This is a genomic window from Streptomyces sp. NPDC028635 (genome assembly GCF_040637635.1).
GTDB lineage: Bacteria > Actinomycetota > Actinomycetes > Streptomycetales > Streptomycetaceae > Streptomyces.
The window spans coordinates 183,329-204,646 of record NZ_JBEZWX010000010.1; the positions used below are offsets into that span (position 1 = coordinate 183,329).

The window sequence follows — 21,318 nt, forward strand, 5'->3', positions numbered from 1 at the left end:
GGCGGCGCGACCGGCCGGGCCGGCCCGTGAGCCGTGTGCTGCCGGAATGCCGCCGGATCCGCCGGACGGGCGAAGAGGCAGACGGTAGTACCGCTTGCCCCTCGCCACTTCGGGTACAGCGTGGGGATGGGGACGCGTACCCAGTCCTGGAGTTTACGGAAAGTGATGTGTTGGTGACCCGTCTCGGCAGCCCCGGAGGCGACGAAGCGAGGGGATCGCGCGACGGCGTCGAGGCTGTCGCGGTGGAGATCGCCGATGCCGTGGACAGTCTCACCGACCTCTGGACCGTGGCCGCCCAGGAGGCCGCCCTGCGCTTGTCCCTGCACCAGCTGAGGGCGTTGCGCGCCTTGGAAGCGGCTCCGGACGTGAACCTCACGGCCCTCGCCGAGCAGCTGGGCATAGGGCTGCCGACGGCGAGCCGGCTGTGCGACCGGCTGGAGGCCGCCGGTCTCCTCGAACGCCTGTCCCATCCGCACAAGCGGCGGGAGGTGCGGCTGAGGCTCACCGGGCAGGGGAACCGGGTGCTGGACGACGTGGCGTCCCGGCGGGCACAGGCCCTGGGCGCCGCCCTGGCGTCGATGGCGCCCGAGGAACGCGCGGCCCTGAGCCGCGGCATGCGCGCCTTCCTGGCCGCGCGGGAAGCCGGTGAGCCGGACGCGGGTGCGCGAGAGGCCGGAGCGCGGGGTGCACAGGGCGCCGGGGCACGGGGTGCGCAGGACGCCGGCGCGCGGGGTGCGCAGGACGCCGGAGCGCAGAGTGCGCAGGAAGCCGAGGCGCAGGGTGCGCAGGACGTCGCCTCGCGGGAAACCGGTGCGTCTCCGCCCGCGCAGCGGTGACGCGTCCGCTCACCCGGCCGTGCGCGGGTCCTGAACGGCGCTCCGCGCACCACGGCCGGACCAGTCGAGGCAGACCACCGCGGCGTCGGCCATCAGGTCGCGGCCCCCGAAGTGCTCCCACAGCGCGGAGACGACGGCACGCGCGGTCTCGTGCGGAGACGTGTGCCGCGTCGCGCTGAGTACCTGACGCAGGGCGTGCTCGCCGAAGAGGTCGCCGAGCGCGGAGCGGGTGTTGTGGACGCCGGTGCTGACGGCGACGAGCCGGTCGCCGGGTTCCACACGGAAGGTCTGCTCCTCGTAGGGGGTCTCCTCGAACATGCCGAGGGGCAGCTGGGCCTCCAGATCGACCTGCCGGATGGTGCCGTCGCGCAGGAGGTACAGGATGGGCGATCCCGCGTCCACCGCGTGCACTACGCCGGTGGTCAGGTCGAAGTGCAGCAGCAGCGTGGACGCGTACACCTTGCCGCCGTAGTGGGCGAAGATTGCCTGGTCCGCCAGGCAGGCCTGGTCGGCCAGGGAGATCCCGGCCCGGCGGGCGTTGCGCAGGGCGCCCACCGCGAGGCTGGTCAGAAGGGACGCGTCGACGCCCTGCCCCATGCCGTCGGTGACGGTCAGGGTCAGGTGATCGGCTCCGGTGGACCAGTCGAAGTTGTCCCCGCCGATGGCGTACGCGGGTTCGAGGTGCGCGCCGATGACGTACTCGTCGCGGGCGCAGCCGCGGCCCGGCAGGAGCTGCCACTGCATCTCGGCGGCGAGGGTGAGGCGGCGGGTGCGCCGGGCGAGGAGGTACAGGTCGGTGTCGCGGCCGGCCGTGACCACCTCGTGGCCGAGCGCCGTGGCGAAGTCGCCCAGCCGGAGCACGGTGACCGGATCCGCGGCCGCTGCGGGCAGCCGGACGCTGAGGACGCCCAGTCGGTCGCCGCGCACCGTGATGGGCAGGTGCACCACGTGGACGGTCGGATCGGGGATCACCTCCACCACCGGGCTCTGGGTGATGAAGGCGCTGCCGGCGGGACCGTCATGGGCGGGGACGGGCTCCCCCGTGTGCGGCAGATGGGTGACCGGCTGCAGGACCCGCAGACCGTAGTCGGCGAGGAAGAGGGTGGTCTCCAGCGCGCCGGTCTCCTCCGCGAGGAGACGCTGGGCCGTGGCGACGAGGGCGTGAGGCGGCACGGCCCGCAGCCGGCTCTCCACGGAGGGAACGGGCTCAGAGGCATGCACGGCGTTCACCTTCTCCCCTTGTTCACCATCTCCCCTTGCGGTCTCCACGCTATCGCGGCGGCGGATCCGCCATGCAGTGCTTCGCCGGGCACGCGTCACAGGGCCTCGTCGGTGGTGTGGCAGAGCAGCAGGCAGACGTCGTCGTCACGGTCGGAGTCGTGCAGCAGCGGTTTGAGCACGGACTCGGCCGCCGCGTCGAGGTCGTGCCCCAGTTCCGCCGCACCGAGCCCGCCGAGCACCTGGGCCAGCCGCTCGATCCCCGGGTCGATCCCGCGCGCCCGGCGTTCGACCAGCCCGTCGGTGTACAGGGCCAGGGTGGAGTCCGGCGGCAGGTCGACGGCGTGTTCCCGGTACGTGTAGGGCATCGGGACCCCGAGCATGATCCCGGGTCTGGCGTCGAGCGGACGCACCCTGCCGTCGGCGAGCCGCACGATGGGGGGCGGGTGTCCGGCAGCCGCCCAGGTGACGGTGGTCTCGCCGGGACGGAAGCGGGCCACGGCCGCCGTCGCGTACAGCTCGTGCTGCTGGTGGCGCAGCATGGCGTGCAGCCGGGTGAGGATCTCCGCCGGGCCGCCGCCCTCGACGGCGTAGGCGCGCAGCGCCGTGCGCAGCTGGCCCATGAGGACGGCGGCGCGCAGTCCGTGACCGGTGACGTCGCCTATGACGGCGAGCAGACTGCCGTCGGGCTGCGTGAAGGCGTCGTACCAGTCCCCGCCGATGTTCAGTCCGTGGGTGGCGGGCAGGTATCGCGCCGCCAGCCGAAGGCCCCGGACCGTGGGCAGGTCGGTGAGCTGCGCCCGTTGCAGGGCTTCGGCGACGTCGCGGTGCTGTTCGTAGCGACGGGCGTGGTCGAGGGCGATGCCGACGCGGCGGGCCAGCTCGATCAGCATGACGCAGGCGTCCGGGTCGAAGCGGGGCCCTGGCGCGGTCAGGGTGAGGACACCGACGACTCCGCGGGCGGTGAGGGGGATGGACAGCAGCGCCCTGTCCGGGGCCAGCGCGGACGGCGGGAGGTCGGCGATGCCGGGCGCGCCGCCCGGGTGGCCGGCGGCATGCTGCGGCCGGCCGGTGCGGGCGGCGATCACCGCGCAGGCGGGGCGCACCTGGGTCGCGTCGGTGAAGTCGTCGCGCTGCTCATCGCCGAAGAGCCAGACGTCGAGGTGCTCGGCGAAGTCCGGAACCAGCAGTCCGGACAGGCGCCGCACGATGTCGTCGGGCTGGAGGGAGGCGGTCACGGCCGCGCTGGCGTCGGCGAGGAAGGTGAGCAGGCCGCGCGCGTTCTCCGCCTCGGCGCGCGCCTGCCGCTCCGCGTCGAGCAGTTCACGCTGGGCGAGTGCCGCGGCGTCCAGCTCGGCGTGCAGTGCCAGGACGCCCTGGTTGGTGTGGTGCATCTCCTCGCGGTGGAAGCGCACCAGCTCCAGGTGCTCGTCGAGCCGGCGCAGCACGTCCGCGGTGTCCTCGTCCGCGGCGAGCAGGGTCTCGGCGAGATCGGTGACGTCGGCGTCCGGCCGGCGGCCGGGGCTCGGGCCTCCGGGTCCGCGGTAGCTGATGGTCCGCTGCCACCGGGGATCGCGTCCGTCGCGCCCCGGGCACACCAGGGCGGCGTGTACCTGCCCGGGCTCGTGGGGCGTCGCCGGCCGGAGACCGATCCGCAGCTCGGTGTGCTCGCCCTGCGCGAGGCATCGGCGCAGCTGCGTCGTCAGACCGGTCACGAAGCGCAGGCGGTCGAGCGTGGGTACGTCGGCGTCCGCCAGGAGCCGGGTCAGCGCGGTCCGGGCGGCGGCCGCGTCGTGGGGAGAGCGGATCATCCAGACATCGGGAGCGGTCATGGGGGTCCGTTCAGCGCTCGGGGACGAGTACGGCCACGCTGGTGTCGTCGCGCAGGGGCCGGCCGGCGCCGCGGGCGTCCCGTACGACGGACGCGGCGATCACGGCCGGGTCATGGGCGAACAGCCGCGGATCGGTGGGGGGTGTCCAGCGGCCGGGCAGGCCGTCGCTGTGCAGGAGGAACAGGCTGTCGCTCTGCCAGGGCGTCCGGCGCACCGGGAGCCGGGCGGGGAAATGGGCGCCGACGATGCCCGGGTGGGACAGGAGCGACTGCCAGGAGTCGCCGACGCGCAGACGGGCACCGACGTTGCCGACTCCGCAGAAGGTGAACAGGCCCGTGGACTCGTCGAGTTGTCCTACGGCCACTGCCGCGCCGCGGGTGGGACGCAACGCCGTGTGCAGGCCGCGAAGGATCTCGTCGGGCGGCAGGCCGGCGGTGCGGCGCAGCTGTGCCACCGCCGTGGTCGAGGCGTGCGCGGCCTTGGGCCCGTGGCCGAGTCCGTCGGCCAGCATCATGGTGAGGCGGGTGCCGGAACGCACCCAGGTGAAGGCGTCGCCCGAGTGTTCGGCCAGGCCCAGCGGGACGTTGAGCCCGCCGACCCGCTCACGGGTGTGCCGGCCCGGCGGGACGGCCTGCCGAGCGACGGGCGGCGTGCCGGTGCCTTCTGCGGGCGGCGGGCCGGTGCTCACGGCCGGGCGGGGGCCGGTGCCGTCCGCGGGCGGCTGGCCGGCGCCCACTGCGGGACGGGGGCCGGTGCCCTCTGCAGGCGTAGGGCCGACGCCCACGGCCGGGCGGGAGCCGGTGGACTCCGCGGGCGGCGGGGCTGCCTCCCGGGGGCCGACGCGCACTGCGGGCAGGGGGCCGACGCGCGCGACGGCGACCGTGCCCCGGTCGGGCCTGCCGTACAGGTCGAAGGCGTTGGCCTGCCGCAGGCACTCCCCCAGTCCGGCTCCGCGCGAGGCCGGGCGCGTGGTGAAGCCGTCCCTGAGCGCCGCCCGCACGTCACCGATGCCGGGCCCGTGATCGAGGGAGGCGATCTGCACCCACGCCTCATCGGTGCGGGGTTCGGCGTCGGGCGGGGCGACGAGATGGATCACGGTGTGCCCTCCTCCCGCGTGCTGGAGCGCGTTGGTGGCCAGCTCCGTGGCCACCTGGACCGCGGCGGCCGTACGCCGTGCGTCGAGCCCGGCCCGGGCACAGGCCGCCTCGGTGGCGACCAGCACGTCGCGCACGCGGGTGGTGTCGGGGACCGGGACGTCCCACACCCGGCTCATCGGGAACCCGGGCGGGGGGAAGGCAGGCCGGAGAGCCAGACCGCGATGGTGACGGTGGTGCCTTGTCCGGGGCGGCTGTCGATCTGGAAGTCCTGCACGAGCCGCTGGGCACCGCTCAGCCCGAGACCGAGGCCGCCGCCCGTGGTGTAGCCGTCGGTCATCGCCTTCTCGATGTCGCGGATGCCCGGCCCCTCGTCGGTGAAGGACAGCCGCAGACCCTGGGACTGCCCGTCGTCGAGCGCGGTCAGTTCCATGTGGCCGCCCCCGCCGTGGATGAGGGTGTTGCGGGCGAGTTCGCTGGCGGCGGTGATCAGCTTGGTCTGCTGGACCAGGCTCAGACCGAGGTCGGCCGCGGCCTGCCGGACCAGTTGCCGCACCCAGGCCAGGTCGGCGTCCGAACCGATCGGGACCGTCTTCGTGGCGGTGAGCCGGGCGCACATCAGGCGCCCCTCTCCGGGGCTGCGGACGGTCCGTCCGACGGTGCCCGGCCCAGCAGGGACAGCGCCCTGTCGACGTTCAGAGCGGTGTGCACGCCGGGCAGGGTGAGGCCCAGCTCGGCCAGCGTGATCGCCACCGCGGGACGCATCCCCGCCAGCACCGTGGACACCGCGAGCAGTCGCCCGCCGGCGGCGATCTCGGCGAGGACCCGCCCGAGGAACGAGTCGACGATCTCCACCCCGGAGATGTCGATGACCACGGCGCGCACCGGTCGGCGGCCGGCGCGGTGCGCGATGTCCTGCTGCAGTCGCTCTGCCGCTCGGTCCTCGAGTTCTCCTTGCAGGGTGACCAGCAGGACGTCCCCCAGCGCCAGGACCGGCACCGCGGTCGCCTGGCCGGCGGGGGACGAGGTCACGGGCGGCCCGACAGGGCGGGTGCCCGGGAGGACACTTCGACGCCCTGCTTGCTCAGGGCGTACGCCAGGGCGTCGGCCAGGCTGCTGCGCGTGATGATCGTCCCCAGGTCGATGCCGAGGTGGACCATGGTCTGCGCGATCGCGGGGCGGATGCCGGAGACGACGCACTCGGCCCCCATCAGCCGGGCGGCGGCCACCGTCTTCATCAGGTGCTGGGCGACGAGGGAGTCGACCGTGGGCACGCCGGTGATGTCCAGGATCGCGAAGTCGGCCTCCTGGTCGACGATCGCCTCCAGCAGGTTCTCCATGACGACCTGGCTGCGGGCGCTGTCGAGGGTGCCGATCAGCGGGACGGCGACGACTCCGTCCCAGAGCTTGATGACAGGGGTGGCCACCTCGAGAAGCTGCTGGCGCTGCCGCTCGATGAGCTCCTCGCCGGCGCTGAGCGTGGTCTCCATGACCACCAGCCGCAGCGTGCCCATCACCAGCGCGAGCGCGAGGGCGCACTCCTGCGCGTCGGCCTCGGAGCCGTCGGGGAACTCGCCGCGCAGGAGGTCGGCGGCCGAGACCCGCAGAGCGGCGACCTCGTCGGCGATCTGCGCCGCGCTCGACCCGCTGCGGGTACGGGAGGCCGCCATCCGCCCCAGCTGGTCGCGGGCAGCCTGGAACCCGGGCGCCGCGATGTCCTCCAGCCGGCCGGTGGCCGCGACGGCGGCCAGGGCGGCCACCACGGCCTTGCACGCCTCCACCGCCTCATCGCGTGAGACGGTGAACACCGTGCGGAACAGGGGGGCGTCCGCCCAGCGCTGGGCGAGCTGCTCCCGCCGCTGTTCCAGGAAGACAGCCAGTCTTTGCGCCGCCGATTCCCGGGCCGCGTCCTGCTCCGACACCTGCATCTTCTCCTTCGGTACAGGGTCCACGCCCCTGATCGGCTCATCCACCGCCGATTATTGCCGCATGACAAACATTAGCGCCGGGCGGGTGACACGAACAACACACCACCGCAATCCGCGAGCGGCTCGTCGCGAACGGCGCCGCCGGTCACCGCCCCCGCCAATCGAGGCAGACCACCAGGGCGTCGTCGTCCGGGGCGGGCCGGCCGCGGTGGCCGGACAGCTCCCGCAGGATGGCCCGGGGCACCTCGGCGGCGGGCAGCAGCCGGGTGGCCTGGATCGCCCGGGCCAGCGCGGTGTCGCCGTAGGGCTCTCCCTTGGGGGAGGCGACGGCGTACACCCCGTCGCTGACGAAGATCAGACGGTCACCGGGCTCGACCTGGAACTCCTGGACGACGTAGTCGGTCTCCTCGAACATGCCGAGCGGCAGCTGCGCCTCGAAGGGGACCCGTTCCACCACGCCGCCGCGCAGCCGCAGCATCTGCGGGGAGCCCGCGTCCACCACCCGGACCCGGCCGGTGGCGAGTTCGAAGTCGAGCATCAGCACCGACAGATAGCAGCGGCCCTGGTAATGCGCGTAGACCGCCTGATCGGCGAGTGCCGCCTGGTCGGCGATGGAGATGCCGGCCCGCCGTGCGTTGCGCAACGCGTTGATCGCCAGGTTGGTCAGCAGGGAGGCCTCGATGCCCTCCCCCATGCCGTTGGTGACGTAGAGCATGAGGCGGTCCGCGGTCAGGGACCAGTCGAAGTTGTCCCCGAAGATCGCGTAGGCGGGCTCCAGCTGCGCGCCCAGTTCGTACTCCGGGCGGGCGCAGGAGCGTCCGGGCAGCAGCTGCCACTGCATCTCCGCGGCCAGGGTGAGCCGGTCCTTGCGGCGTGCCTGCAGGTACAGGTCGGTGTCCCGCTCGGCCACGATCACCTCGTGCGCGAGGACCTCGGCGATCTCCGCGAGTTCCGCGAGGCACTCCTTGACGTGCCCGCCGTCCGGCAGGGTGACCGACAGCACGCCGAGCCGGTCGCCCCGCACGGTGACCGGCAGGTGGACCCGTGCCAGGCCTTCGTCGAGCGTCTCCACGAAGGCCTGCTGGGCTCCGAACGCGCGGCCGGCCGGGCTGTTGTGCACCGACACCGGCTCCAGGGTGTGCGGCAGCACCGACACCGGCTGCAGCACGGTGAGGCTGTAGTCGGCCATCAACAGCTCGACGGACTCCGCCGCGTACTGCTCCAGCAGTACACGACGGACGGCGTCGAGCAGCTCGTGCGGAGCCGCCGTACGTACAGCGCGTTCAGCGACCACGAATCTCTTCACGATGTAAAAAACACCAATCCTTTGCCGGTGGGATACCGGACATCACTCGGGGACTTCGGTCGTGCCATCCGTCTACCCGGTTGCCGGGTCATCAGTAGCCGACCCGCTCGCCTAGTACGCTGGCTGCCGTCCCAGCGCCTACGAGAGTGTGATCGTGACGTCCTTCCGCGCCCGCCCGCAGCCCGACGAGGTCGCGCGGGTGACCTCCACGGCCGCGGAGCTGCTGGAAGTGGTCTGGGGCCGGGCCTCCACCGCGCCCGCCTCCGCGTCCCAGCTGCGTGTGCTGCTCATCCTCGAGCACCACGAGGGCATCAATCTGCGCACCCTCGCCGACTCCCTGGCCTCCACGCCTCCCTCGACCAGCCGGCTGTGCGACCGGCTGCAGGCGGCCGGCTTCGTCGACCGCGAGACCAGCCCCGCCGACCGGCGCGAGGTACGCCTGCACCTGAGCAGTCGCGGCCGCGCCTTCCTCGCCGACCTGCGTGAGCGCAGACAGCGAGAGCTGCAGGCCGTACTGGACGTGATGCCCGCGGCGAAGCGTGCGGCCCTCCTGGAGGGCCTGGAGGCCTTCTGCGACGCCGTTGCCACGCAGATAGGCCATGACGCGGGCGAGGCCGACGCCGACAGCCGGTCCGCCTGAGACGGAAAGCGCGGCTCCGGGTCCGCCGGCGCCCACCGGCGCGGGCCGCCGGCGCACGGAACAGCGCCCGCCCACCGGAACATCCCAGATCCTTCCCGCGCACGTATGACACGGCTACTTTGTTGCCTCACGACTATTATTGTCAAACGGCAACAGTCAGGGGCGCCCACCACGAGGGCTCCGGTGCGGGCCGTGCCCCGAGGACAGGGCCGGGCGTTCGCGGTATGCGGCCCCGTGCGCTGCACTAGGGTGAACAGCCGTGGCGAGAGTGCGGTTGAGCGTGGCGGAGCGGCGGGAGGAGATCCTGCGGGCGGCCGTGGAGCAGATCGAGGAGCGGGGCGTGGCGGCGGTGCGGATCGCCGACGTCGCCCAGGCGCTCGGCGTGAGCAACGCGCTGGTGCTGTACCACTTCTCCACCAAGGAGAAGCTGGTCGCGGCGGCCTTCGCCTACGCCGCCGAGGCCGACCTCGCGCGCCTGCGGGAGCTGCTCGGCCGCCGTACCACCGCGCTGCGCCGGTTGCGCGCGGCGGTGCGCTGGTACGCGCCGACGGGACAGGCCAAGGGCTGGCGGCTGTGGATCGAGGGCTGGTCGGCGGCCCTGCGCGAGCCGCCGCTGCGCGAGGTGGGCCGCGCCCTGGACCGGCAGTGGAAGGCGGCGCTCGCCGAGGTCGTCGCGGAGGGGGTGGCCGCGGGCGAGTTCACCTGTCCCGATCCGGCCGCCGCCGCGCTGCGGCTGACCGCTCTGCTGGACGGGCTCGCGGTGCAGCTGACCGCGTACGGCGGCACGGTCTCCAGGATCCGGGCGCAGGAGTGGGTCGATGAGGCGCTGGCCCGTGAACTCGGGCTGACCCGGGAGGCGTTGCTGACGCAGGGACGGTGAGCGACACCGCCCCGGGGGCGCCGCCGGGCGGTCCGCTGCCGCCTCGTAGAGTCCCGGGGTGGACCAACTGCACACATCTGACCCCTCGTTGCCCATGCTGACCCAGCCGCAGGCCGCGTGGCTGCGCTCCCTCGCCGTCGACCACCTGCGCGCCCGCCACGGTGACGACGTCGTCGTCTCCGGCGCGGACCTCCTGCACGACGGGCGCCGCAGCCCGCTCACGACGCTGGCCCAGCGCTGCCGTGACGTGCCCGGGGAACACTGGCCGGAGCTGGTACGGCAGCACTTCGCGCGCCTGGAGAACGCCTCGCGGGGCGACGAGAGCGCCGAGGAGCTGCTGCGCGGGACGCGGCTGCGGCTGCTGCCCGACGACGCGTTCCCCCAAGGAGGCGGCGGGCAACTTCCGTTACGTGCGTCCGGTCGCCGAGGGACTCCTCGCGGCCCTCGCCCTGGACACCGACGACTCGGTGCGCGTCCTGCACGACGGCGACGTGGCCCGGGCGGGCGCCGATCGGCTGTGGGCGGCGGGCCGGGCCAACCTGCTCGCGGAGCCCGTGCGGCACGAGGAGGTGCGCACCGCGTCGGGGGCGGTGCTGCACTCGGTCCACGGCGACTCGCACTTCGTCGCCGGCAAGGCGCTGGTGCTGCCGGAGCTGGTGCGGGAGGTGACCGGCCGGGACCTGCCGGAGGCCGGCGCGCTGGTGGCCGTACCGACACGGCATCTGCTGGCGTTCCATCCGATCGTGGACGGCACGGTCGTGGACGCGGTCAACGACCTGGGCGCCTACGCGCTGGGCGCCTGCCAGGACGGGCCGGGCTCGCTGACCCCGCGGCTGTACTGGTGGCACCGCGGACGGCTGGTGTGTCTCACGCACATCGACGACCGGACGCGCTCGCTGTCCGTGCAGGCCCCGAAGGAGCTGCTGGACCTGATGAAGGGGCTGCGCGGCGCCCCGAAGCCCTCCCCCTTCGCCGCGGCGCTCGCGCACGCCCACGCCCAGGCCGCCGACGACCCCACCGCGGGGACGCTGCAGAGCTGGGAGGCATGGGTGCGCGCCATGCAGGAGGGCACCGCGCTGTTCGCCACGCCCGAGGCTCCGCAGGGCGACGGGCGGGCCTGGCTGGAGGCGTTCTGGCTGGCGCTGGTGTGCCGGGAGGGCGAGCGGCTGACGCGGCTGAGCCAGGTGCCGGTGGAGGCGCTGCGCCGGGCCGGTGACGCGGACGACTACCTCTTCCACTGGATCGGCACCCTGCAGGCCTTCATCGGGCGGCGCCCCATGGACGAGGTCGCCGACCGGCTGATCGCCACGATCCAGGCGTCCGACCCGCAGGTGGCGACCCGTACGCCGGACGACTTGCTGAACCTGGTCGACTACCAGCCGATCGCGCTGTTCCACCGGTTCATCGCACGCGACGAGGAGAAGTTCGCGGCCGCCCTCACCGAGGCGCTCGCGCACCACGCCCGTTACTGGCAGGGCTCCGGCGACCCGCGTGCCCAGGTCGCCCTGGGCCCGCTGGCACTCGCCTGCGTGGCCCACGACTCGGGCTTCCCGGTGGACACCTCGTCGCCGTACGTGCCCAGGCATCTCGTCCTGGGTTCCTGGTACGGGGAGTTCCCGACCTGACGGCGGGCGAGGGGCGGTCGCGGTACGGCACCGCCCCTCGCGGCGCGGCTCAGGCGACGGCTGCGATGCGCATCTTGATGTCGTCCGGGGACAGGGTGCCCTTGGCCGTCACATGGTCGCCGGAGGACTCGCCGCGCAGACGCCGCCCGATCCACGGCACCAGGTACTCGCGCGCCCAGTGCACGTCGTCGCGCCGCACCTCGAGCGTGCCGCGCGGCGGCAGCGGCGGCCAGGGCTGCTCGGGATCGGCCGGGATCCTCAGGCCGAGCGCCTGGCCGGCCCGCAGCGCCACACGCGTGTGCCCCTCGGGCGACAGGTGCAGCCGGTCGCCGTCCCAGGCGCGCCGGTCCTGCACGGACTTCAGCGACCACAGGTCGAGCACCGGGCAGCCGTAACGGTCGGCGATCGCCCGGACGTGCCCGTTGTAGGTGGCGATCTTGCCGCGCAGATGCTTGAGCAGCGGGACCCCCCGGGTGTCGAAGCCGGTCGTCACCATGACCGTGCCGGCCACGGCGGCGAGCTGCGCGACCGCCCTCTCGAACCGCTCGGCGACCTCGTCGGGGTCGGTGCCGGGGCGGATGATGTCGTTGCCGCCGGCACAGAACGACACGAGATCGGGGGCGAGTTCGACGGCCCTCGGGACCTGGTCGGCCACGATCTGGTCGAGGAGTTTGCCGCGCACCGCGAGGTTCGTGTAGGTGAAGTCTCCCTCGGGCCGCCGGTCGGCGAGGAGTACGGCGAAACGGTCGGCCCAGCCCACGAACTGCCCGTCGGGGCCGGGGTCACCGACGCCCTCGGTGAAGCTGTCCCCCACCGCCACGTACGACCCGATCACTGCTCTGCTGTCACTCTTCGAATCGTCTGCCACGGCAGACCATGATTCACCCTGCAATGTGACCTACGCGACCGTAGGCAGGGGTTGACGGTCGGTGAGATAAGCCACTTCAGGTGTCCGGCCCCGTCGGGAATAAGCGCCCCGGCCGTGAGGGCCGCGTGACGGCCGTGAGACGCCGGCCGCACCGGGCACGGAAGGCCGGGCACACCGAAGGCCGGACACCCGTGGGTCGGGGTCCGGCCTTGGTGGCGTGTCAGACGGGTGGCCGCCGGGGCGGCGCGGGGTCAGCCGACGGTGACGCCGTGGGCGCGCAGGTAGGCGACCGGGTCCACGTCGGAGCCGTAGTCCGGCGTGGTGCGGATCTCGAAGTGCAGGTGCGGGCCGGTCACGTTGCCGGTCGCGCCGGACAGGCCGAGCTGCTGACCCGCGGTGACGCTCTGACCGGCCGAGACGGAGATCTGCGACAGGTGCGCGTACTGGGCGTAGTAGCCGTCGTTCAGCTTGATGACGACCTGGTTGCCGTAGGCGCCACCCCAGCCGGCGGAGACGACGGTGCCCGCGCCGACGGCCTTGACGGTGGTGCCGGTCGGGACGACGAAGTCGACACCGGTGTGGTAGCCGCTGGCCCACATGCTGCCGGGGGTGTGGTACGCGGTGCCGATGGTGGCGCCGCTGACCGGAAGGGTGAAGCCGGCGGCGGTGCTCGCCGACCGGGCCGGCTCGGCCTTCGCGGGCTCGGCGGCCTTGGCGGCGGGCTTGTGCGCGGGCGCCTCGCTCTTGTGCGACGGCGCGGCCTTGTGCGCCACGGCGGCCTTCTTGCCGAGGGTCAGCTTCAGACCGGGGTGGATGAGCGACGGGTCGCTGCCGACGGCCTCGCGGTTGTCCTCGTAGAGCTTCTTCCAGCCGCCGGCGACGTGCTGCTCGTTCGCGATCTTCGACAGGTAGTCGCCGGACTTGACCGTGTAGACGCGCACGCCGGACCGCGGCGCCTTCTTCTCGGCGGACGGCAGGCTCTGGACGGCCTTGCCGGACACCGACTGGGCGGCGGTCTGCGGCGTGGCGGCGTGCGCACCGGCGGCGCCCATGAGCGGCAGCGCGAGGGCGGCGCCACCGGTGCCGGCGACGGCGAGGGTGCGGGCGAAACGCTGGGACTTCGGACGACGGTGCTTACCCTTTGCGGGCATGGCGCTTTTCCTCTCCGGCGCCTGCGAGGTGAGCTGTCGGGTTCGGGCTGGAGATGCCCGGCCGCGCTGGGCGCGGCTTCACCCCAGAGCCGTTCCGGGAACCGGAACAGGCGGTCGTACCTGTGGGTCCCCCGCTCCTGCCGTACGTCGGGTGGGTGGGTGCGGTGCGCCGGACGGCGGCAGGATTCGGCGTCCGTCCGGATTCGGTGGGGAACGTAAGCGAGCAAGACGCACGGGGACAAGCGAAAGGTTGCGTGAACGGGCGTTTCTCGTGATCCACTACCGGAACACGCCGTCACACTGCGTGCATTCGATCTGCTGTCCGTACGTCAATTCACCGGGAAATACGCCTCCATTACGTGGACATGACGTACGACGGACGGTCACCGTTATGACCCTCCTCACGCCACCCGCCCCCAGGGACCCTCAATTCATTGCGAGTTGGAAGGAAGGCGCCAATTCGGGCAGAAAGCCCAGATGCGACGTGGATGGATATCCGTCCCATTCGACCGCCGTCGCCGGGGGGCGGGGACAACCGGTTGCCCCGGGAATCCATGTCGTATCGTCGAAGGGCACCCGTCGGCCATTCGAGCCGCGTCGGCGGGTACGAGCGGGAGGAGCCCTTCGTGACGCAGCAGGTGCCGTCGACCGAACCCGAGCTGACCGGAGTGCGCAACTTCCGAGACGTGGGCGGGCTGCCCACGGTCGACGGACGGCGGGTGCGGCACGGCGTACTGTTCCGCAGCGGCCACCTCGCCCACGCCACGGCCGAGGACGCGGCGTACCTGTCCTCCCTGGGGCTGCACACGATCTTCGACTTCCGCAACGCGGCCGACCAGAAGCTCGAGGGCCCGGACGTCGAGCTGCCGGGCGTGCGCAACGTCAACCTGCCGCTGTCGGACCCGGCGGACGGCGCGGAGTTCTGGAAGATGGTCCGCGACGGGGATCTCGACCAGCTGCGCGGCATCCTCGCCGACGGCAAGGGCGCGAACCGGATGATCGCCTCCTACCGCACGATCATCAAGGAGCGCACCGGCGAGCACTCCCGGGTGCTGCACGCGCTCGCCGAGGACAACGTCCCGGCCCTGATGCACTGCGCCGCGGGCAAGGACCGCGCCGGCCTGTCGATAGCGGTCACCCTGCTCGCCCTGGGCGTGGAGAAGGACGCCATCGTCGAGGACTACCTGAAGTCCAACGAGAAACACCGCCGGTACAAGGTGCGCCGCAGCGGCTCGGCGGAGTCGGCCTACACTCCCGAGGTGATGGAGCTGCTCAGCCCGCTCTTCGACGCGCGCGCCGAGTACCTCACGGCGGCCATGGAGACCATCGAGGAGACCTGGGGCGGCGTCGACGCCTACCTGGAGCAGGGGCTCGGGCTCACCCCCGAGAGCCGGGAGCGGCTGCGGGCACGCCTGCTCGACTGACGGCCGCGCCCGAGCCGCGGCGGCGCCCGGCCGGCGCCGGGTCGCTCACGGAGGTACGCCTACTGCTGGGCGCCCAGCTCGAACAGCAGCCAGATGAACCCGGCCAGGACGTGCCCGACGGCGATGTAGATGATGAGGCGGATCCACAGGGTCCGGGGGAACTTCTCCTCGAAGTTGCTCATCGTGCCTCTCCAGGGTGGGCGGGCCCCAGGCACAGTGTGGCCGTGGGGCTCTGCAGCAGGGTGTGGACGAACAGGAGCTCCAGGCCTCCGGGGTCCTCGGCGGCGATCCGGTGCGGGGTCAGCGAGTCGAAGTGCGCGCTGTCCCCCGGGCCGAGCCGGTGGGTGGTGTCCCCGAGGCGCAGCCTGAGCCGTCCGGCCAGGACGTACAGCCACTCCTCGCCGGGGTGCACGCGCACGATGTCGTCCTGCGCGCCGTACGGCACCTGCACCCGCAGGGCCTGCATGCCGCGACCGGGGGCGCCCGCCTGCCGGTACGTCCAGCCGCCGGCCACCGTCGGCTCCATGTCCGCGGCACGCACCACGGCGTCCCGCTCGGCGACGCTCTCGCCGAGCAGCTCCGAGACGGTCGTACTGTAGATACGGGCCAGCGCGAGCAGCATCGGCAGCGAGGGCTGGCGCTGTCCGGTCTCCAGACGGGACAGATGGGCCGGGGACAGCCCGGCGGCGCGGGCGGCGGCCTCCAGGGTGAGGCCGGCGCGGCGGCGCAGGGACCGCAGCTGCGGGGCCACGGCGGGCAGTGCGCCGGCCGGTTCCGCGGGGGGCTCTGAGGAGCTCATGTCTCCATTCAGCCGCACGTTTGCCTCTGCGGCAAATTCCTTGCCTCAGAGGCAAAGCCGCAGCGGTGTCGCCCCGTCCGCAACGGCCGCCCGGCCCGCCGCCCCCGCACAGCCCGCCGGCCTGCCGCCGGACCACCGGGCCTGCCGGCCGGCCCGGACCACGGGCCCCGCCGGTCCGCCCCGATCACGGGGCCGCCGGCACCCGCCGCTACCGGTTCGTCACCGCCTGCTTGATCAGCGTCTTGCCGAAGTCCCACATCAGACCGTTCCCGCTGTGCGCGTCGTCCATCACGGCGGTGAAGGCGTCGACGAAGCGGTCCACATCCGCCTCGTCGATGATCAGCGGCGGGATCAGTTTGATCACCTCCAGGTGGTCGCCGGAGACCTGGGTCAGGATCCGGTGCCGCTGGAGCAGGGGGACGACCACCATCTGCGCGAACAGCCCCTTGCGGGCGGCCTGGAGCATGGTCCAGCGGCTGCGCAGCTTCAGCGAGGCGGGCCGGCCGAACTCGATGCCGATCATCAGCCCGCGGCCGCGGACGTCGGCGAGCAGTTCGTACTTCTCGGTCAGCGCGGCTAGCCGGGACTTCAGCAGCTCCCCCGTCGTGCGCACCTGGGCGACGATCTGCTCCTGCTCCATGACCGACAGCACGGCGAGGCCGCACGCCATCGCCTGGGCGTTGGAGCCGAAGCTCGCCGAGTGGACCAGCACGCGGTCCATGGACGAGTAGACCTTCTTGAAGATCCACTCCTTGCCCAGGGTGGCGCCGACCGGCACATAGCCGCCGGAGAGGGCCTTGGCGACGCACACCAGGTCGGGTTCGACGCCGTCCTCGTGCTGGTAGGCGTAGAAGTCGCCGGTGCGCCCGAGGCCGGTCTGCACCTCGTCGGCGATGAGCAGCGCCTTGTGCCGGCGCAGCAGCTCCTGTGCGGCGCGCAGCGAGCCGGGCGGGGCCTCGTGCACGCCCTTGCCCTGGATCGGCTCGACGATCAGGGCGGCGACGTCGCCCTTGCGCAGCTCCCGCTCGAGCGCGTCGAGGTCGCCGAGCGGGACCGCCGTGTCGGGCAGCAGCGGGGCGAAGCCGTCCCGGAAGCCGGACTCGCCGTTGACCGACAGCGAGCCGGTGGTCAGGCCGTGGAAGGCGTGGTCGCAGTACAGGACGCGCGGCTTGCCGGTGGCGTACCGGGCGAACTTCAGGGCGGTCTCGACGGCCTCGGTGCCGCTGTTGCCGAAGAACACCCGGTCCAGGTGGGGGCTGTGCGCGAGCAGCCGTTCGGCGAGCAGGCCGGGCAGCGGCTGGCAGTCGAAACGGGTGAGGTCGGCGAGGTCGAGGTCGAGGACGTCGTGCAGTGCCTTGCGGACGACGGGGTGGTGGCGGCCGAGGCCCATCACCCCGAACCCGGCGAGCATGTCCAGGTAGTCGTTGCCCTCGGCGTCGAAGAAGTGGGCGCCCTCGGCACGCTCGTAGACCTTGTCGAAGCCGATGGTGCGCAGCATGCGCGGGAGCTGCGGGTTGAGGTGGCGCGCATGCAGCTCGTAGCGTTCGGCTCCGCGCTCGGCGAGCAGGGCGCCGAGGTCGAACTCGGTGGTCATTCACTCTCCTTGGCTGTGCCGTCGAGGTCCATGACGGCCAGGCTCGCGCTGATCCGGCCGGCCACCTCGACGGGCGTGAGGCCGATGTCGGCCAGCACCTCGCCGCGTTTGGCGTGGGCGAGGAACTGCTCCGGGATGCCGAAGCGCCGTACCGGTACATTCACGTCGGCGTCGCCGAGGGCGAGGGCGACCGCGCTGCCGACGCCCGCGGCGCGGCTGTTGTCCTCGACGACGGCGACCAGCCGGTGCTCGGCCGCGAGGCCCGGCAGCGCCGGGTCGACGGGCTTGACCCAGCGCGGGTCGACGACCGTGCAGCCGATGCCCCGGGCCGCCAGCAGCTCCGCGGCCTTCAGGCACACCGGCGCCATCACGCCGACCGCGACGAGGAGGACCTGGGGGCTCTCGGCGGAACGGTGCAGCACGTCGAGGCCGCCCACCCGGTCGATCGCCGGGATCGACGCCCCGACGGACTCCTTCGGGAAGCGGACCAGGGTCGGCGCGTCGTCCACGGCGACGGCCTCGCGCAGCTGGGCGCGCAGCTGGTCGGCGTCGCGCGGGGCGGCGATCCTGAGACCGGGCACGACCTGGAGGACGGACATGTCCCACATGCCGTTGTGGGAGGGCCCGTCGACGCCGGTGACGCCGGCCCGGTCGAGGACGAAGGTCACCCCGCACCGGTGCAGGGCGACGTCCATCAGCAGCTGGTCGAAGGCGCGGTTGAGGAACGTGGCGTAGACGGCGACGACCGGGTGCAGGCCGCCGGTGGCCAGGCCCGCCGCGGAGACGGCCGCGTGCTGTTCGGCGATGCCGACGTCCCACACCCGGTCCGGGAAGCGGGCGGCGAACTTGCCTAGGCCGACCGGGTGGAGCATGGCCGCGGTGATCGCGACGACGTCGTCCCGTTCCTCGCCGATCCTGACGATCTCGTCGCCGAACACCGACGTCCACGACGGCCCGTCGGAGGGGACGAGCGGCGCGCAGGTGAGCGGGTCGATCACGCCGACGGTGTGGAAGTGGTCCTCCTCGTTGCGCAGGGCGGGTTCGTAGCCGCGCCCCTTGACCGTGAGGCAGTGCACCAGTACCGGGCCGTGGAAGCGCTTGGCGCGCCTGAGAGCCGACTCGACGGCCCGGATGTCGTGCCCGTCGATCGGGCCGACGTACTTCAGCCCGAGGTCCTCGAACATGCCCTGCGGTGCGAAGGCGTCCTTGAAGCCCTTCTTCGCGCCGTGCAGGGACTCGTAGATCGTGTTGCCGACGACCGGGGTGCGCAGCAGCACCTCCTTGCCCCAGGCGAGGACCTTCTCGTAGGAGTCGGTGGTGCGCAGGGTCGCGAGGTGGTTGGCGAGGCCGCCGATGGTGGGCGCGTAGGAACGCTCGTTGTCGTTGACGACGATGATCAACGGCCGGTCCTTGGCCGCGGCGATGTTGTTCAGCGCCTCCCAGGCCATGCCGCCGGTCAGCGCGCCGTCGCCGATCACCGCGACGACGTGGCCCTTCTCCCCCTGCACCTGGCGTGCCTTGGCGAGGCCGTCGGCCCAGCCGAGCGCGGTGGAGGCGTGGCTGTTCTCGATGACGTCGTGCTCGGACTCCTCGCGCGAGGGGTAGCCGGACAGGCCGCCCTTGCCGCGCAGCTTGGAGAAGTCCTGACGTCCCGTCAGGAGCTTGTGGACATAGGACTGGTGGCCGGTGTCCCACAGGATGCGGTCGGCCGGCGACTCGAAGACCCGGTGCAGGGCGACGGTCAGTTCGACCACGCCCAGGTTGGGCCCGAGGTGGCCGCCGGTCCGGGTGACCGCCTGCACCAGGAACTCGCGTATCTCTTCGGTCAGTGCGCCCAGTTCCGCCTCGGACAGCGCCTTCAGGTCGCGTGGTTGCCGGATGGTCTCCAGGATCGTCACGCTCGGGCCCCCTCTCGGTCCGTGCCGTATGTCAACTCACCGTCACTGCCGGTGTCCCGGTGGCGGGTGCGGAGCCCTCCCGCTCCATCTGCTCGGCGATCTTCGTCGCCTCTTCGATCAGGGTCTCGACGATCTTCGACTCGGGCACGGTCCGCACGACCTCGCCCTTGACGAAGATCTGGCCCTTGCCGTTGCCGGAGGCGACGCCGAGGTCCGCCTCCCGCGCCTCGCCGGGGCCGTTGACCACGCACCCCATCACGGCGACGCGCAGCGGGACTTCCATGCCCTCCAGACCGGCCGTGACTTCGTCGGCGAGCTTGTAGACGTCGACCTGGGCGCGGCCGCAGGACGGGCAGGAGACGATCTCCAGCCGGCGCTCCTTCAGCCCCAGGGACTGCAGGATCTGGATGCCGACCTTGACCTCCTCGGCGGGCGGCGCCGACAGCGAGACGCGGATGGTGTCGCCGATGCCCTGGGAGAGCAGGGCGCCGAAGGCCACGGCCGACTTGATCGTGCCCTGGAAGGCGGGGCCGGCCTCGGTCACGCCGAGGTGGAGGGGGTAGTCGCACTGCTCGGCGAGCCGGCGGTAGGCCTCGATCATGACGACCGGGTCGTTGTGCTTGACCGAGATCTTGATGTCGCGGAAGTCGTGCTCCTCGAAGAGGGACGCCTCCCACAGGGCCGACTCGACCAGGGCCTCGGGCGTCGCCTTGCCGTACTTCTGCAGCAGGCGCCGGTCCAGCGAGCCCGCGTTGACGCCGATCCGGATCGGGGTGCCGTGCTCCTTGGCGGCCTTGGCGATCTCCCTGACCTTGTCGTCGAACTGCTTGATGTTGCCGGGGTTGACGCGCACGGCGGCGCAGCCGGCCTCGATCGCGGCGAAGACGTACTTCGGCTGGAAGTGGATGTCGGCGATGACCGGGATCTGCGACTTGCGGGCGATGGTGGCGAGCGCGTCGGCGTCGTCCTGCGTGGGGCAGGCCACCCGCACGATCTGGCAGCCGGAGGCGGTGAGCTCGGCGATCTGCTGGAGCGTGGCGCCGATGTCGGACGTGCGGGTCGTCGTCATCGACTGCACCGACACCGGGGCGCCGCCCCCGACCGGCACCGGCCCGACGTGGATCTGCCGCGAGACCCGCCGCGCGGCGACCGGCCGGGCCGGCACCTCGGGGACCCCGAGGGAGACGGCGGTCATCGCCTCACTCCCGGTTCCCGGAGACGGTCTCGCGCATGGCGCGCAGGGACTCCTTGAGCGATCCCATGGTGGCCAGCACGGCGGTGGGCTCGTAGCCGCAGTGCGCCATGCAGTTGGCGCAGCGCGGGTCCTTGCCGCGGCCGTACTTGTCCCAGTCGGTGTCCTCGATCAGCTCCCGGTACGTCGGGACGTACCCGTCGCTCATCAGGTAGCAGGGGCGCTGCCAGCCGAAGAGCGAGTAGTTGGGGATCGCCCAGGCGGTGCACGGGAAGTCGACCTTGCCCTCGAGGAAGTCGAGGAACAGCGGGGAGTGGTTGAGCCGCCAGCGCCTGCGGTTGCCGCCCGCGAAGGCCTTCTTGAACAGCTCGCGGGTCTGCTCGACGCCGAGGAAGTGCTCCTGGTCGGGGGCCTTCTCGTAGGCGTAGGCGGGCGAGATCATCATCTCGTCGACCTGGAGGTCGTCGTTGAGGAAGTTGAGCACCTCGATGATGGTCTGCGGGGTGTCGGTGTTGAAGAAGGTGGAGTTGGTGGTCACCCGGAAGCCGCGCCGCTTGGCCTCCTTGATGGCCTCCACCGCCTCGTCGAACACGCCTTCCTTCGCCACGGACTCGTCGTGCCGCTCGCGCAGCCCGTCGATGTGCACGGCGAAGGCGAAGTACGGGGAGGGCGTGAACTTGTCCATCTTCTTGCGCAGCAGCATGGCGTTGGTGCACAGGAAGACGTACTTCCGCTTGGCCACCAACTGGCGCACGATCTCGTCGATCTGAGGGTGCATCAGGGGCTCACCGCCCGCGATGGACACCATCGGCGCACCCGACTCCAGCACGGCGCCCACGGCCTGCGCGACCGGCATGCGCTGCTTGAGCACGCCCGCCGGGTGCTGGATCTTGCCGCAGCCCTCGCACTTGAGGTTGCAGGCGAAGAGCGGTTCCAGCTCCACGATCAGCGGGAACTTGTCCCGCTTGCGCAGCTTCTGTTCGGCCAGGTATGTAGCGACCTTGATGGACTGGCGCAGCGGCATGGCCATCTG

The 21,318-nt window shown here is 72.4% G+C and carries 19 protein-coding genes, 1 pseudogene and 1 riboswitch; of the genes and pseudogenes, 5 read left to right on the top strand and 15 right to left on the bottom strand.

What is annotated here, in order from left to right; genetic code table 11:
• Positions 1 to 173: 173 nt before the first annotated feature.
• Positions 174 to 638: pseudogene (locus AB0E88_RS14125) on the top strand (MarR family transcriptional regulator); the annotation flags it as partial.
• Between the two features lie 207 nt (positions 639 to 845).
• Here AB0E88_RS14125 and AB0E88_RS14130 read toward each other — a convergent pair.
• The 7 genes from AB0E88_RS14130 to AB0E88_RS14160 form a co-directional block, all read right to left on the bottom strand.
• Complete coding sequence (locus tag AB0E88_RS14130) at positions 846 to 2,066, bottom strand: PP2C family protein-serine/threonine phosphatase (RefSeq protein WP_361629146.1); 1,221 nt, start codon at positions 2,064 to 2,066, stop codon at positions 846 to 848.
• Positions 2,067 to 2,152: 86 nt separating this feature from the next.
• On the bottom strand, positions 2,153 to 3,886 hold the full coding sequence (locus AB0E88_RS14135; RefSeq protein WP_361629149.1) for a GAF domain-containing SpoIIE family protein phosphatase: 1,734 nt from the start codon (positions 3,884 to 3,886) through the stop codon (positions 2,153 to 2,155).
• Between the two features lie 10 nt (positions 3,887 to 3,896).
• A complete protein-coding gene (locus AB0E88_RS14140) occupies positions 3,897 to 5,159 on the bottom strand; it encodes a SpoIIE family protein phosphatase (protein WP_361629152.1) in 1,263 nt (420 codons plus the stop codon).
• Complete coding sequence (locus AB0E88_RS14145) at positions 5,156 to 5,599, bottom strand: ATP-binding protein (RefSeq protein ID WP_361629155.1); 444 nt, start codon at positions 5,597 to 5,599, stop codon at positions 5,156 to 5,158. Before AB0E88_RS14145 ends, AB0E88_RS14140 begins: the two co-directional genes overlap by 4 nt.
• Positions 5,599 to 6,012 carry an STAS domain-containing protein gene (locus AB0E88_RS14150; protein WP_361629158.1) on the bottom strand — a complete coding sequence of 138 codons (414 nt, stop codon included), beginning with the start codon at positions 6,010 to 6,012 and terminating at the stop codon, positions 5,599 to 5,601. Before AB0E88_RS14150 ends, AB0E88_RS14145 begins: the two co-directional genes overlap by 1 nt.
• On the bottom strand, positions 6,009 to 6,908 hold the full coding sequence (locus AB0E88_RS14155; protein WP_361629329.1) for an STAS domain-containing protein: 900 nt from the start codon (positions 6,906 to 6,908) through the stop codon (positions 6,009 to 6,011). Before AB0E88_RS14155 ends, AB0E88_RS14150 begins: the two co-directional genes overlap by 4 nt.
• A 145-nt stretch (positions 6,909 to 7,053) precedes the next feature.
• Positions 7,054 to 8,202 carry a PP2C family protein-serine/threonine phosphatase gene (locus AB0E88_RS14160; RefSeq protein ID WP_361629161.1) on the bottom strand — a complete coding sequence of 383 codons (1,149 nt, stop codon included), beginning with the start codon at positions 8,200 to 8,202 and terminating at the stop codon, positions 7,054 to 7,056.
• 160 nt (positions 8,203 to 8,362) lie between these two features.
• On the opposite strand from AB0E88_RS14160, the gene AB0E88_RS14165 reads away from it, so the two are divergent.
• The 3 genes from AB0E88_RS14165 to AB0E88_RS14175 all read left to right on the top strand — a co-directional run bounded on the left by AB0E88_RS14165 (position 8,363) and on the right by AB0E88_RS14175 (position 11,359).
• Entirely contained in the window at positions 8,363 to 8,854 is a 492-nt protein-coding gene (locus tag AB0E88_RS14165) for a MarR family transcriptional regulator (protein WP_361629164.1), read from the top strand.
• Positions 8,855 to 9,113: 259 nt separating this feature from the next.
• Positions 9,114 to 9,734, top strand: coding sequence for a TetR/AcrR family transcriptional regulator (locus AB0E88_RS14170; protein ID WP_361629167.1), 621 nt, complete (start codon positions 9,114 to 9,116; stop codon positions 9,732 to 9,734).
• A 410-nt stretch (positions 9,735 to 10,144) separates the two neighbouring features.
• Positions 10,145 to 11,359, top strand: a complete 1,215-nt coding sequence (locus tag AB0E88_RS14175) for an immunity 49 family protein (protein WP_361629170.1) — start codon at positions 10,145 to 10,147, stop codon at positions 11,357 to 11,359.
• Between the two features lie 49 nt (positions 11,360 to 11,408).
• Here AB0E88_RS14175 and AB0E88_RS14180 read toward each other — a convergent pair whose 3' ends face one another.
• Together AB0E88_RS14180 and AB0E88_RS14185 are read right to left on the bottom strand one after the other, a co-directional pair.
• The gene (locus AB0E88_RS14180) at positions 11,409 to 12,194 is read right to left on the bottom strand and encodes an SGNH/GDSL hydrolase family protein (protein WP_361629332.1); all 786 of its coding nucleotides are present in this window, start codon (positions 12,192 to 12,194) and stop codon (positions 11,409 to 11,411) included.
• Positions 12,195 to 12,478: 284 nt separating this feature from the next.
• Positions 12,479 to 13,378 (bottom strand): LysM peptidoglycan-binding domain-containing M23 family metallopeptidase, encoded by a 900-nt coding sequence (locus tag AB0E88_RS14185; RefSeq protein ID WP_361629173.1) that lies wholly within the window; start codon positions 13,376 to 13,378, stop codon positions 12,479 to 12,481.
• A 5-nt stretch (positions 13,379 to 13,383) separates the two neighbouring features.
• Positions 13,384 to 13,580, bottom strand: a riboswitch (cyclic di-AMP (ydaO/yuaA leader).
• A 424-nt stretch (positions 13,581 to 14,004) separates the two neighbouring features.
• Between AB0E88_RS14185 and AB0E88_RS14190 the strand changes: the two genes are divergently transcribed.
• Positions 14,005 to 14,802 (top strand): tyrosine-protein phosphatase, encoded by a 798-nt coding sequence (locus tag AB0E88_RS14190; protein WP_361629176.1) that lies wholly within the window; start codon positions 14,005 to 14,007, stop codon positions 14,800 to 14,802.
• Positions 14,803 to 14,861: 59 nt separating this feature from the next.
• Here the strand turns inward: AB0E88_RS14190 and AB0E88_RS14195 are convergent, their stop codons facing one another.
• From AB0E88_RS14195 to hpnH, 6 genes are all read right to left on the bottom strand, one after another.
• Positions 14,862 to 14,984, bottom strand: coding sequence for a DUF6126 family protein (locus tag AB0E88_RS14195; RefSeq protein ID WP_361629179.1), 123 nt, complete (start codon positions 14,982 to 14,984; stop codon positions 14,862 to 14,864).
• On the bottom strand, positions 14,981 to 15,601 hold the full coding sequence (locus AB0E88_RS14200; RefSeq protein WP_361629182.1) for an XRE family transcriptional regulator: 621 nt from the start codon (positions 15,599 to 15,601) through the stop codon (positions 14,981 to 14,983). The genes AB0E88_RS14195 and AB0E88_RS14200 overlap by 4 nt, the downstream gene beginning before the upstream one ends.
• 208 nt (positions 15,602 to 15,809) lie before the next feature.
• Positions 15,810 to 17,195, bottom strand: coding sequence for an aspartate aminotransferase family protein (locus AB0E88_RS14205; RefSeq protein ID WP_361629185.1), 1,386 nt, complete (start codon positions 17,193 to 17,195; stop codon positions 15,810 to 15,812).
• A complete protein-coding gene (dxs, locus tag AB0E88_RS14210) occupies positions 17,192 to 19,093 on the bottom strand; it encodes a 1-deoxy-D-xylulose-5-phosphate synthase (RefSeq protein WP_361629188.1) in 1,902 nt (633 codons plus the stop codon). Before dxs ends, AB0E88_RS14205 begins: the two co-directional genes overlap by 4 nt.
• A gap of 31 nt (positions 19,094 to 19,124) precedes the next feature.
• The gene (ispG, locus tag AB0E88_RS14215) at positions 19,125 to 20,288 is read right to left on the bottom strand and encodes a flavodoxin-dependent (E)-4-hydroxy-3-methylbut-2-enyl-diphosphate synthase (RefSeq protein ID WP_361629191.1); all 1,164 of its coding nucleotides are present in this window, start codon (positions 20,286 to 20,288) and stop codon (positions 19,125 to 19,127) included.
• Positions 20,289 to 20,292: 4 nt separating this feature from the next.
• Positions 20,293 to 21,315 carry an adenosyl-hopene transferase HpnH gene (hpnH, locus tag AB0E88_RS14220; RefSeq protein ID WP_361629194.1) on the bottom strand — a complete coding sequence of 341 codons (1,023 nt, stop codon included), beginning with the start codon at positions 21,313 to 21,315 and terminating at the stop codon, positions 20,293 to 20,295.
• Positions 21,316 to 21,318: the final 3 nt, after the last annotated feature.